The organism is Pseudomonas putida W15Oct28, assembly GCF_000708715.2.
GTDB classification, from domain to species: Bacteria; Pseudomonadota; Gammaproteobacteria; order Pseudomonadales; family Pseudomonadaceae; genus Aquipseudomonas; species Aquipseudomonas putida_R.
In genome coordinates this window covers 263,028-274,402 of the sequence record NZ_JENB01000002.1, presented here as the reverse complement: position 1 = coordinate 274,402, position 11,375 = coordinate 263,028, and the positions used below count along the sequence as shown (strand labels likewise).

The window sequence follows — 11,375 nt, the reverse complement described above, 5'->3', positions numbered from 1 at the left end:
GCTGTGGGGGCTTTTGGGGCTGCCGCTGCTGCTCGTCTGGCTGGGCGCGGCGGTGAGCCTGCTGGGCGCGCCGGTGGAAGCCCGGGCGGACCTGCTGTTCGGGCGCACCTGGCGCACCTGCCCGCTGAACATCGCCTTGCTCTCGGTACCCACCTTCATTGCGGTGTTCTGGGCGATACGCGGCCTGGCACCCACCCGCCTGCGACAGGCCGGTGCTGCGGGCGGCTTGCTTGCAGGTGGCACGGCCACTCTGGCTTATTGCCTGCATTGCCCGGAGATGGCTATGCCGTTCTGGGGGCTGTGGTACGTACTGGGGTTGCTGGTGCCGACCGCCGTCGGGGCGGCGCTGGGGCCACGCTTCTTACGCTGGTGATCCCGGCACTTCGAGCGCTGAACCCACTGGGTCACAAGGCTTCCGGTTCATCAGGCACACGCCCCGTCCAGCGCTGACTTGAAGCGGCGGTGTGAGGGTGCCGGGCGTCTCGTCGCACCGCTCATCTGCTGCGTCGAAATCAAAACGAATCCTTCAAGGTGGATTGGACTCGTCAGGGGTAAGTCTTTTTGAAAAACAACGAGAACCCTTGTGGCGATGACGAAGAGTGGTGCGGCGACCGACAAGGTGCCCGATGGGCTGGAGCATCGCTATCGGCTGATGCTCGACGGCCGCGACCCCACGGCCAAGGCCTGGCTGGAGGGGCAGTTGCGCTACGTCCGCACCCTTGCAGACGACATGCCGGACGATCCAGCCCAGTTGCCGCGATGGGCGAGCGCCCATGCAGACGGGGTTGCCAGTGAACATGCGGCGTACCTGGCACAACGGCGTGAGGGCGCTCCACGCCGCTATTTCGGCAACCGAGCCCATGCCTTGTGGTTCCTGCAGCAGATCGCGCCGACCAAGGCGGTGGATGGCGCATGGCTGCACGGTACGCTGTGGCATTGGCAAGACCCGCGCTTTCACGGGTTGATCCGCACCTACCTCGAAGAACTGGGTGACGGCGACCCGCACTGCAACCATGTGTTGATCTACCAGCGCCTGCTCAGTCGCCTCGGCTGCCTGCAAGGACCCCCGCTGCCCCCCGAACGTTATCTGCAAGGCGCAGTGCAGCTGGCCTTGGGACAGCTGTGCGAAAGTTTCCTGCCGGAGGTGATCGGTTATAACCTGGGCTACGAACAGCCACCCCTGCACCTGCTGATCACCACCCATGAGTTGGCCGAACTGGGTATCGACGCCCATTACTTCCAGCTGCATGTAACCATCGATAACGCCGCCAGCGGTCACGCACGGCGCGCCCTGGAGAGCTTTACGGCCCTTGCCCGGGATCAGCCGCCCGCGTTCTACGAGCGTGTCAGGCACGGCTACCGGCTCAATGACCTGGGCATCGACACCCCGTCGCTGGTCGCCTCGTTCGACTTGCAAGCCGAGTTGCTCGCTGCGCTGGAACGCAAGCGTATCTATGGGCAGTGCATGCATTCCGACCGCTGTCGTCTGCAAGGGCGGACCATCAATCAGTGGCTCGCCGAACCCGATGCGATGCCCGGCTTCCTGCAAGCTTTGCAGGAACAGGGTTGGGTCAAGCGCCACAGCGATCCCAGGCAAAGCCGTTTCTGGTCGTTGATCGATGGCCCGGTTGCCGCCATGTTCGGTGTGTTCGACGCCTATGAAAAGCAGCTCTGGCACGACTGGATCGCAGGAACCTGGCAAGGCACCACGACGCGTCGGGTACCGCCTGGGCAGTGGGAGCACGCCTTGCAACTGGAGGATGAGCCGCTCATCGGGCCGCAGGTAGCAGACATGGCTGCGCTGATAAAGGCATTGGCGGGTAATCGGCATTCCACCCCCCAGGGCCTGCGCGCCACTCGCGCGTTTATCCAGGCCACCGGACTGATGCACGGAGGGCCCAACTGATGGTGCTCGACCAGGACCAGACGCGTGCCGACCAGGCCCTGCTGCAACTTGGGCGGCGCCTGCTTGCCGACGGTTACCGTTTTACCTGCGTGACCCCGGCAACGCACGCCCGTGTCAATGCCCGCGCCGATGTTTGCCCAGCCAGCAGCTTGCGTGATGTGTTCGGCTGGAGCCGACCGTTCGCCGCGTCGCTGCTCAGCACCGACGAACTCGAGCAACTGCGTGCTGCCAGCCTGCTGGAAGCGCAGGGGCCGCTGTGGCGCAGCAGGGTACGCTGGTCCAGCCTGGACGATCTGCTGCTGGTCCACTCCGCCTGGCCGACCGATAGCCGCGACGCGGTGTTCTTCGGCCCGGACAGCTATCGATTCGCTCAGGTGATCAAGGATCATCTGCGCAACAGGACCCGGCGCGTGCAGCATGCCGTCGACATTGGCTGCGGCAGTGGTGTCGGCGCGCTACTGATCGCACGTGCCGCGCCGCACGCGCAGGTCAGCGCGGTGGACATCAACCCCTTGGCCTTGCGTCATACCGCCGTCAATGCCGCGCTGGCCGGTGTGGCCAATGTTTCGGTGCAGCCCAGCAACCTGCTCGACGACGTCGCCGGCACGTTCGACTTGATCGTCGCCAACCCTCCCTACATGCTCGATGCCGGGCAGCGCGCCTATCGCCATGGCGGCGGCGCGCTGGGTGCCGAACTGTCGCTGCGCATCGTCGAGCAAGCCTGTGAGCGCTTGTCCGCCGGGGGCACGTTGCTGCTGTATACCGGCGTCGCGATCGTCAAGGGACGCGACGCGCTGCTCGACACCGTTCGCCCAAGCCTGGCCGGGCCGGCACTCAGCTGGTCTTATCGGGAGCTGGACCCGGACGTGTTCGGCGAGCAGTTGCTCGAACCCGGGTACGAACAGGTCGAGCGTATCGCCGCCGTGGCCCTGACCGTCACTCGAAGCGGCTGATGCCGCCATGGCGCGGCCTTGCACGTTCGGCATCGAGGAAGAATACCTGCTGGTGGACCTGGCCACAGGTCGGGTCTTGGCCGCGCCCTCACGGGCCGTGGCCCGCTGTTGCCAAGACGTGCTGGGCCCCTGGTTCGCTGAAGAAATGTTCCACTGCCAGGTCGAGCTCGCCTCGCCGGTGTTCGACACGTTGCACCAGGCCCGCAAGTTCTTTGTCGATCAGCGCCAGCGCTTGAGCCAGGCGCTGGCCGTCGAGGGGGCCGGCCTGTATTGCGCAGCAAGCCATCCCAGCGCGCAGTGGCTACGACAGCGTCCGCGTGCTACCCCGCACTATCGCCAGTTGTTCGACGACTACCGGTTCGTGGCCCGACGCAGCCTTTTGAACGGCTTGCACGTGCATGTTGGGGTGCCGGCAGGCGTTGACCGCATGCAGGTGGTCAACCGGGTGCTGTACTGGCTGCCCTTGCTGTTGTCGCTCTGCACATCGTCCCCGTACTGGGGTGGCCAGGACACCGGATACATGAGCTATCGACGTGTGATGTGCGGGGAATGGCCGCACATGGGGCTGCCCGAATCGCTGCCGGACTGGAGCGCCTACACGCGCTATCGGGCGCTGTTGCAACGTACCGGCAGCCTGGCCGAGGACGGCGACTTCTGGTGGGCGATCCGGCCGTCGCGGCGGTTTCCCACGGTGGAGTTGCGCATCTGCGATGGTTGTCCGCGGCTGGAGGATGCCTTGGCCGTCGCCGGTCTGTTTCGCCATCTGGTCGAGCATGCGCTGGACCGGCACGATGGCGCCACCCGCCGCGAGATGCGCTGGGTGACCCAGGAAAACTACTGGCGGGCCATGCGTCATGGCCGGCTGGCCACCTTCATCGGCGTGCACGATCAACAGCCGGTGAGCGCTGAAGGCTGGCTGACGCAGCTACAAGTGCAATGCCCGGCCGACACCGCCGATGCCGAGCGTTCATTCATGCAGGCCCGGCGTATCCTGCACGACGGCACCAGTGCTGATCGCCAGCGCTACGCTTATGCCCTGGCCCGCGAACACGGCCTGGATGACCGCCAGGCGATGCGCGCTGTGGTAAAGCAGGTAATGGGAGACAGCCTGTGTACCTGAATTCGCAGTGCCAGGCACTTGCAGGGGCGGTGCCGGTGCGAGCCATTCAGGACGTGCGCGGGGCGGGCTTTCTTCCAGAAACTCTGAATCATTGCCCCCGAGGGGAGTCGACCGAATGAAGCCCACAGACGGAGAACGTTCATGTCCAAACCCGATGACCCAAAACCGCAGGTTGAGATCGACGACACCGAAGACCGCATGGGCTCTGTCCACGAGCTGGATTTCAGCGAGCGCCGTGATGAGCGCCAGGGCCGTATCGGCGACGAACGTCCGGCTCGCGAGGTAAACGAGGAATTCCCGCCCCGGCGTGTCGCTGAAAGTGGCATGACAGGCGGTGAGACCCTCAATGACAGCTTGCACGAGGACAATGTCTCCCTCGACGACTTGAGCCCGGACACCTTGCTGGATGAAAGCGGCGCCCGTGATCCCTATGAGCCAGGGACCGAGGGCGGCCCGGCGGACGAGACGTTGCGCCAGGTAGAGGCCCACGAGATCGGTGGCGGCATCGGCTTGGACGAGGCCGAACTGGCACGCTCCGCGCCGCTGGACGGCGAGCCATGGACCGATGATGTGGCGTCTGAAGACGACAGCAGAGAACCGTGAGCTAGGACAGTTCCTGGACCGTTTATGCCCATGCCGTAACCCGGCATGGGCATAAACGGTCCATCAGCGCTTGTCGGCAGCCAGCCCGGCCTGTTGGCGCAAAGCCTTGGCACGCTTCTCGAGGACCAGGTAGATGACCACTGCCAACAGCAGCGGTATCAGGTAGTACAACGTGCGATAGCCCAGCAGCGCGGCGACCAGGGTGCCCTGGCCGATCTGGCCGTGGAGCAGGGCGAGGAACACGGTCTCCAGCACGCCAAGGCCTGCGGGAATATGCGCCACCACGCCGGCCACGCAACTGATCAGCAACACGCCCAGCACCGAGGGATACACCAACTCAGGGGGCAGCAGCAGGTGGATAAGCGCTGCCATCAACGCCCAGTTGCTTGCGCCCAGCGCCACCTGGCACAGCGCCAGGCGCAGGCTTGGCAGGGTTACTTCATGGCCCCGCAGGTTCCACGTGCGCCGCTTGGCGAACGCGCAGGCAAGCAGGTAGGCCACCGCTATTGCCACCATCAGCATGCCGATCAGGCGCAGGCCGCCAGAACCGACCGCCCAGCTTTCCGGCAGTTTCACCAGCCCCAACGCGAACACGGTACCGGCCAGCAGCAAATAGCCCATCCAGTTGGTCAGCAGGCCCAGGGTAAGGATACGGGTGATGGTCGCAGTATCCAGCCCCAGCCTGCCGTAGAGTCGGTAACGCAGGGCCACACCGCCAACCCAGGTGGTGAAGCTGAGGTTGAACGCATAGCACACGAATGCCACCGGCAGCACCTGGCGGGCCGGCAGGCGGTGACCGGTGTAGGCACGGGCGAGCAAATCGTAGCTGGCGAACACCAGGTAGCTGCACAGGGCAAGCAACAGACCGAGGGCCAAGGTCGAGGGCCGATATGCCAGCAGCGACTGGCGCACTTCGTTCCAGTCCAGATTGCGCGCCAGGGTGAACAGCAGCATCGGGATCAGTATCAGGAACAACACGGTCAGAAGGCGTTTGCCCCAGGTCTTCCAGCGTGGACTGGCCATCAGGTTTGGCCCTCGTGGTAGTCGACCGGGATTTCGCTGCCTGCTTGCAGCGACTGCAGGCGTTGCCGGTGTGCAGGGAACCAGCCGGCGATGCGCGGAAAATAGCGGGTGAGGTGGAAGCCCAGGAAGATCAAGGGTGCACGCCACCAGTAACCACGCACCGCGCGTTCCAGAGTCACGGTCTTGCAATGCTCCTGGCTCAGTTCGCTCAAGTGAGCGTACAGGCCATGGTTGAATGCGCGGTCCCGGATGATCAGGTTGGCTTCGAGGTTGAACGACAGGCTCAGCGGGTCAAGGTTGCTTGAGCCGACAGTGGACCAGTCGTCGTCCACCAACGCCACCTTGCCGTGCAGCGGGCGCTTGCAATACTCGTGGATGCGCACGTCGTCGCGCAGCAGGTAGTTGTAAAGCAGGCGCGACAGGGCGCGTACCCAGCGCATGTCCGGTTGCCCCTGGAGGATCAGGGTCACCTCGACCCCGCGGCGGGCAGCGTTGCGCAGTTCGCGCAGCAGGCGATAGCCGGGAAAGAAGTAGGCGTTGGCAACGACGATGCGCTGCCTGGCCTCGCGAAAGGCTTGCAGGTAACAGACCTCGATATCGTTGCGATGGCGACCGTTGTCGCGCTCCACCAGCACGGCGCTGGCCGTGCCGGCAGAGGCGTTGGCCGGCTCGACCCGGCCCACGCTATCCAATACCGGTGCGAGCATCCTGCTGCAGGATGCGTGCACCTGGGCAACCACGGGGCCGACGACTTCCACCGCGTAGTCCTGCTTGGCCTGTGGCCCAAAGTCGCCGAGGTGGTCGGCGCTGTAGTTGATGCCGCCGATGAACGCGCGCTGCCCGTCGATCACCACGATCTTGCGGTGCAGGCGGCGGAACAGGTTGGTGCGCATGCCGGCCAGCCGTGGTTGCGGGTCGAACGAGTGAAAACGCACGCCGGCCGCGGTCATGGACGAAATGAAATCGTCGGGTAGATCGGCAGTGCCGTAGCCATCTGCCGCCACCTCGACCCGCACCCCACGCTGGGCGGCCTCGATCAGTGACTGGCGCAAGGCCTGGCCGACCTTGTCATCGAAGATGATGAAGGTTTCCAGGAGCACTTCCTCGCGGGCCTGGGCGATGGCCTCGAACACGCGTGGATAGTACTGCTCGCCATTGATCAGCAGTTCGACGTGGTTGCCGTCGCTCCAGGACCGTTTCATAGCATCACCTCGGCTACCAGCGGGGCATGGTCGGAAAGGTGCGACCAGGGGTAGCTGGACAACACCCGCGCCTTGCAGGTTTGCGCGTTGCGCAGGTAAATACGGTCCAGGCGCAGCAGGGGCAGGCGGGCCGGAAAGCTGCGCGCCGGTTTGCCGAAGGCTTCGATCAGGTGCCCCGAAAGCCGCGCATCGGCTTTCAGGCGCCAGTCGTTGAAGTCACCGGCGACGATGACCGGCTCCTCCGGCGGCAGGCTCTCGAGCAATGCCATGAGCAGGTCGAGCTGACGCTGGCGATGGTTTTCGCGCAGGCCCAGGTGTACGCAGATCGCATGCACCTGTTCATGGCCCGGCACTTCGAGCTGGCAGTGCAGCAGGCCGCGCTCCTCGTCGCCCTGGATCGAAACGTCCAAGTTGTCGTAGGCGCGGATCGGGAACTTGGACAGCAGCGCGTTGCCATGGTCGCCATGGGGGTAGGCCGCATTGCGCCCGTAGGCGAACTGCGGCCACATGCTGTCGGCGAGAAATTCGTATTGCGGGGTCTGCGGCCAGGCCGAGTGGCGCTCGGCATGGTGTTGGTGGCTGCCATGCACCTCTTGCAGGAACACCAGATCGGCGCCGGTGGCGCGCACTGCCTCGCGCAGCTCCGGCAGGATGAAGCGGCGGTTGAGCGGCGTGAAGCCTTTGTGCACGTTCAGGGTGAGCACCGTCAGGCGGTGCACGGCGGTCACCTTGTCGATAATGCAGCTGGGGGTGGGCAGGGTCTTGGTCATAGCTGCTCCTGCAGCCCGTTGGGGCAGGGCTTGTTGCGCCATGTGCGCCATAGGCCACGGGGCCAACCGGAAATACCTTTGCAGTTCTCGCTCACGAGGGCTCCCATACATTCGTGCACTCATCATTAGCGACCGGCGTCGGGGCGAGAGGTTTCAGCAAGATTGACGAATGGGCGGGCCAGCAAGAGAAACCGGGGCTTTGCCGGGGTCGTGAGCGCCCATGGATACCTGCCAGCGGTGCGAAAGCTGGCAGGTTATGGCTTCGTCAGGCCGCGCGCAGCTCCGCTTTGCGCATCTTTTTCTGCATTTCCATGGTCTGCCCCAGCTCTTCCAGAGTGTCTTTGCCGAGAAGCTTCTTGGCAGTGGGGAAGAGCTCGCCTTCCTCTTCCTCGATGTGGTGCTCAAGCAGCTCCTTCATCACTTTCAGCCGGCCGGCAAATTCAAGGGTGCCGGTATCCGTATGAAGCAGGTCAGGGAGCACCAGGGAATCGACTGTCCGGTGTTCTTCCTTGGCCTCGTAATACATTTTGGCTTCCTCTTTACCACCGGCTTGTTTGATCGCGGGGTAGAGGATTTCCTCCTCCAAGGCAGTGTGGATTTGCAGTTCCTGCTCAATGCGGTGCAGCAGTTCTGCGCGTTTTTTTACGGCACGTTCAGTGGTCGATGAGAGTTCTTCCAGCAGTTTCTTGACCACTTTATGGTCTTGAATCAGCAGATCGATGGCATTCATGGCGGCACCTCGTCGTGGGCGGATAAACACGGGCTTCCCAGAAGTTGAGTGGCCGTCATTGGCAGGGTTCAACCTTGATGATGATTGGTGCAGAGTCGGCCTGTTTCAGCGCTTTGGCCTTTGAGCTGAACTTTGTTGCCCGCGTTGAAATCACTGTAGGGAAGACCCAGCGGGGCTGCGAACTGCTGTTTCAATCAGAGAGAAAAGGTGAGGGCAGGCCATGAAAAAGCACACAGACGGGGGACCCAGGCCGCACGCGCCGTCAAAACCTCAGGGTGAAGAGGAACGCGATAACGATGCACATCGGCCGGACGGCTCGTCAGGGACCGATCATGACTCGACCGCGCAGAAAACGGCGCGTCACGAAGGCGAGAAGAAGCGTTGAGACCAGCAACAGCTGGCCTCGTTAATGCCATCAGAGGATCGGTTTGCCACCGGTTACCCCGTAGCGCGAGCCCGAGATGTAACTGGCTTCGTCAGAGCCCAGCAAGACGTAGATCGGAGCCACCTCCACGGGCTGCCCAGGCCGCCCCATCGGGTAGCTGGAACCGAAGTTCCTGACTGCTTCATCGGGCATGGTGGCAGGGATCAGCGGTGTCCAGATAGGGCCGGGCGCGACGCTGTTGACCCGAATGCCTTTCTTGCCCAGTGACTGTGCCAGGCCTGCGGTGAAATTGGCGATGGCCCCCTTGGTGGCGGCATACGCCAACAGGCTGGGTGAGGGGTCGTCGGAGTTGACCGAGCTGGTGTTGATGATCGAGCCACCTTTTGGCATCGAGGGCAGCGCGCGCTGGCAAATGCGGAAAATGGCGGTGATGTTGGTATCGAAGGTCTTGACCCATTCATCATCGTCAATCTCGTCCAGGCCTTCATGGGCCATCTGGAACGCGGCGTTATTGACCAGGATATCGATACGACCGAACTGCGCCACGGTCTTGTCGACGATGTCATAGCAATGCTGTTTCTGCGCCAGGTCGCCGGGCAGCAGCAGGCATTGGCGGCCAGCGGCTTCGACCCAACGCGCCGTTTCCTGCGCATCTTCGTGCTCGTTCAGATAGGAAATGGCAACGTCAGCGCCCTCGCGGGCATAGGCAATCGCTACCGCCCGGCCAATGCCGCTGTCGGCACCGGTGATCAAGGCGATTTTGCCTTCCAGTCGGTTGTTGCCGGTGTAGGTTTGCTCACCACAATCCGGATACGGTTCCATTTTGCGTTGTGAGCCCGGCACGCTTTGCGGTTGGGACGGGAATGGAGGGGTAGGGTAGTCGCTCATGGTGGAAGCTCCTGCAGGTGGGAACGGTCATTACCGTTCGAGACGTGCGCGAAGCCAGCGTTGAAGTGGATGCTCGGTCAGCGCGACGAGCGGATGGTACACGCAGTCCTAATGAATTTTTGCCAAGCGGCTAGCTCTATCGCTGACTGGTCTTGCACTGTCATGGGTGGGGCTTACGATATCAAGGAGTACCCAGGTGCCTCGAATCATCACGCCCACCACACCGCAACACGAGATCGACCAAAGCAATGCGAGGATGTTCGGCACGCCGAAAGAGCGGCTGGATTTCTATCGACGCGAAATCCAGTACGAGACCACCATCCTGGCCAACCGCACTGACGCTTATCTTGCTGCCCAGTCGTTTCTGGTGATCGCGTTCGTGTCATCGATGGGCAACCTGAACCAGAGCTGGGGCGAAATGTTCACCTTGATGGTGCCGGCTTTTCTCGCACTGCTCGGCGTGCTCAGCACGTTGAATGCCTGGCCAGGCATCCGTGCGGCCTTCCGGATTATCGAGCACTGGCAGATGAAACAGAGCCACTTGCTGCGCAGCGAGCCGATGATGGGCCTGGCCTATGACGAATCGCCGTTGTTCTGCGAGGCGGAAACCTCTCAGGCGGGGCACCGCAAATCACTGCTGTTTTCCCTGCGCACGCCCTGGATTTTCCTCTGCTTCTGGGTCTTGCTGGGGAGCTATTCGGTGTATATCCAGTTGGCATGACCAGCGCTACTCGCCCTGATAGAACTCCCGAATGCCCGCCGGTGGAAGATAAGGCTGTGCAGCCCACGCAGCCCATGAACTTGGCCTACAGTTAGCGACACAGAAGATGGCGCAATCATTTATTGACCAGTGCCACAACTATTTTCATCGGTAGATGTCATTTTCGAAGCCGGCACGAACATCGGTGAGCCGGCCAGGCATTTTTCAGGAGCAAACCGCACATGGCAGCACTGCAGAACAGTACCTTGGAAGCAATCGCCGGTAATCAGGCGCAGTTGTTGGCGCAGTGGCTCAGCGCCCTGGAGGCCAACGGCGCGACACGCAATATTCGTGAACACGACTTGCGCCAGGAAACCCGTGACTTCCTGCAGCTGCTGATCGACGGGCTGCGCAAGGAGGCGGGTACGCAGATCGGCGTAGAAGAGTGGGAAGAAACGCGTAGTTTCCTCGAAAAACTGTCTGCCAGCCGTGCGCAGGCTGGGCACGAATCGCACCAGACTGCCTATTTCATCTTCGCCCTCAAGGGGCCGCTATTTACACTGCTGCAAGCCCATTACCGCGAACAGCCAGCGCTGTTAGCCGAACAACTGTGGGAAATCTCCCAACTGCTCGATGCGCTCGGCCTGCACACCATTCGCACCTATCAAAAAAACCGCGAAGGCGTCATCAAGCGCCAGCAGGAAGAGCTGCTTGAGCTATCCACGCCGGTGGTCAAACTCTGGGAGGGTGTACTGGCCCTGCCGTTGATCGGCACACTCGACTCGCAACGCAGCCAGACAGTAATGGAATCGCTGCTGCAGCGCATTGTCGATACCGGCTCCGAGATTGCCATCATCGATATCACCGGCGTGCCTACTGTCGACACCCTGGTCGCCCAGCACCTGCTCAAGACCGTGACGGCCATCCGCCTGATGGGTGCCGATTGCATCATCAGCGGTGTTCGCCCGCAGATCGCCCAGACTATCGTGCACCTGGGCCTTGACCTGGGCACGCTGACCACCAAGTCCAACCTTGCGGATGCCTTGAAGTTGGCGCTTTCGCGTCTCGGTACCAGCACTGGCGAGAAGGTGTGAG

12 protein-coding genes are annotated in these 11,375 nt (G+C 62.7%); 7 read left to right on the top strand and 5 right to left on the bottom strand.

Features of this window, described 5'->3' with window-relative positions; translation table 11 throughout:
* The 5 genes from AK81_RS02500 to AK81_RS02480 all read left to right on the top strand — a co-directional run.
* On the top strand, positions 1-373 hold a 373-nt coding region (locus AK81_RS02500; RefSeq protein WP_043196562.1), incomplete at its 5' end, for a DUF1109 domain-containing protein.
* Between the two features lie 216 nt (positions 374-589).
* A complete protein-coding gene (locus AK81_RS02495) occupies positions 590-1,906 on the top strand; it encodes an iron-containing redox enzyme family protein (RefSeq protein ID WP_043196532.1) in 1,317 nt (438 codons plus the stop codon).
* Positions 1,906-2,859: a methyltransferase gene (locus AK81_RS02490; protein WP_043196530.1), complete on the top strand. Its 954-nt coding sequence runs from the start codon at positions 1,906-1,908 to the stop codon at positions 2,857-2,859. Before AK81_RS02495 ends, AK81_RS02490 begins: the two co-directional genes overlap by 1 nt.
* A 7-nt stretch (positions 2,860-2,866) precedes the next feature.
* Positions 2,867-3,979: a carboxylate-amine ligase gene (locus tag AK81_RS02485; RefSeq protein ID WP_043196529.1), complete on the top strand. Its 1,113-nt coding sequence runs from the start codon at positions 2,867-2,869 to the stop codon at positions 3,977-3,979.
* 141 nt (positions 3,980-4,120) lie between these two features.
* Entirely contained in the window at positions 4,121-4,582 is a 462-nt protein-coding gene (locus AK81_RS02480) for a hypothetical protein (protein ID WP_043196527.1), read from the top strand.
* A gap of 63 nt (positions 4,583-4,645) precedes the next feature.
* Here AK81_RS02480 and AK81_RS02475 read toward each other — a convergent pair whose 3' ends face one another.
* The 5 genes from AK81_RS02475 to AK81_RS02455 all read right to left on the bottom strand — a co-directional run bounded on the left by AK81_RS02475 (position 4,646) and on the right by AK81_RS02455 (position 9,580).
* On the bottom strand, positions 4,646-5,605 hold the full coding sequence (locus AK81_RS02475) for a lysylphosphatidylglycerol synthase domain-containing protein (protein ID WP_043196525.1): 960 nt from the start codon (positions 5,603-5,605) through the stop codon (positions 4,646-4,648).
* Complete coding sequence (gene clsB, locus AK81_RS02470) at positions 5,605-6,807, bottom strand: cardiolipin synthase ClsB (RefSeq protein WP_043196524.1); 1,203 nt, start codon at positions 6,805-6,807, stop codon at positions 5,605-5,607. Before clsB ends, AK81_RS02475 begins: the two co-directional genes overlap by 1 nt.
* Positions 6,804-7,577, bottom strand: coding sequence for an endonuclease/exonuclease/phosphatase family protein (locus AK81_RS02465; RefSeq protein ID WP_043196523.1), 774 nt, complete (start codon positions 7,575-7,577; stop codon positions 6,804-6,806). The genes clsB and AK81_RS02465 overlap by 4 nt, the downstream gene beginning before the upstream one ends.
* 265 nt (positions 7,578-7,842) lie before the next feature.
* Positions 7,843-8,307, bottom strand: a complete 465-nt coding sequence (locus AK81_RS02460) for a hemerythrin domain-containing protein (protein ID WP_043196521.1) — start codon at positions 8,305-8,307, stop codon at positions 7,843-7,845.
* A gap of 415 nt (positions 8,308-8,722) precedes the next feature.
* Positions 8,723-9,580, bottom strand: coding sequence for a glucose 1-dehydrogenase (locus AK81_RS02455; protein ID WP_043196519.1), 858 nt, complete (start codon positions 9,578-9,580; stop codon positions 8,723-8,725).
* Positions 9,581-9,776: 196 nt separating this feature from the next.
* Between AK81_RS02455 and AK81_RS02450 the strand changes: the two genes are divergently transcribed.
* Together AK81_RS02450 and AK81_RS02445 are read left to right on the top strand one after the other, a co-directional pair.
* Positions 9,777-10,301, top strand: coding sequence for a hypothetical protein (locus AK81_RS02450; RefSeq protein ID WP_043196518.1), 525 nt, complete (start codon positions 9,777-9,779; stop codon positions 10,299-10,301).
* A 221-nt stretch (positions 10,302-10,522) separates the two neighbouring features.
* The gene (locus AK81_RS02445; protein ID WP_043196517.1) at positions 10,523-11,374 is read left to right on the top strand and encodes an STAS domain-containing protein; all 852 of its coding nucleotides are present in this window, start codon (positions 10,523-10,525) and stop codon (positions 11,372-11,374) included.
* Position 11,375: the final 1 nt, after the last annotated feature.

What these genes read in the sequence shown, in the direction of transcription:
- AK81_RS02495 (WP_043196532.1), top strand. Translation starts at nt 590, where the DNA reads ATGACGAAGAGTGGTGCGGCGACCGACAAGGTGCCCGATGGGCTGGAG.
- AK81_RS02490 (WP_043196530.1), top strand. Translation starts at nt 1,906, where the DNA reads ATGGTGCTCGACCAGGACCAGACGCGTGCCGACCAGGCCCTGCTGCAA.
- AK81_RS02485 (WP_043196529.1), top strand. Translation starts at nt 2,867, where the DNA reads ATGGCGCGGCCTTGCACGTTCGGCATCGAGGAAGAATACCTGCTGGTG.
- AK81_RS02480 (WP_043196527.1), top strand. Translation starts at nt 4,121, where the DNA reads ATGTCCAAACCCGATGACCCAAAACCGCAGGTTGAGATCGACGACACC.
- AK81_RS02475 (WP_043196525.1), bottom strand. Translation starts at nt 5,605, where the DNA reads ATGGCCAGTCCACGCTGGAAGACCTGGGGCAAACGCCTTCTGACCGTG.
- clsB (WP_043196524.1), bottom strand. Translation starts at nt 6,807, where the DNA reads ATGAAACGGTCCTGGAGCGACGGCAACCACGTCGAACTGCTGATCAAT.
- AK81_RS02465 (WP_043196523.1), bottom strand. Translation starts at nt 7,577, where the DNA reads ATGACCAAGACCCTGCCCACCCCCAGCTGCATTATCGACAAGGTGACC.
- AK81_RS02460 (WP_043196521.1), bottom strand. Translation starts at nt 8,307, where the DNA reads ATGAATGCCATCGATCTGCTGATTCAAGACCATAAAGTGGTCAAGAAA.
- AK81_RS02455 (WP_043196519.1), bottom strand. Translation starts at nt 9,580, where the DNA reads ATGAGCGACTACCCTACCCCTCCATTCCCGTCCCAACCGCAAAGCGTG.
- AK81_RS02445 (WP_043196517.1), top strand. Translation starts at nt 10,523, where the DNA reads ATGGCAGCACTGCAGAACAGTACCTTGGAAGCAATCGCCGGTAATCAG.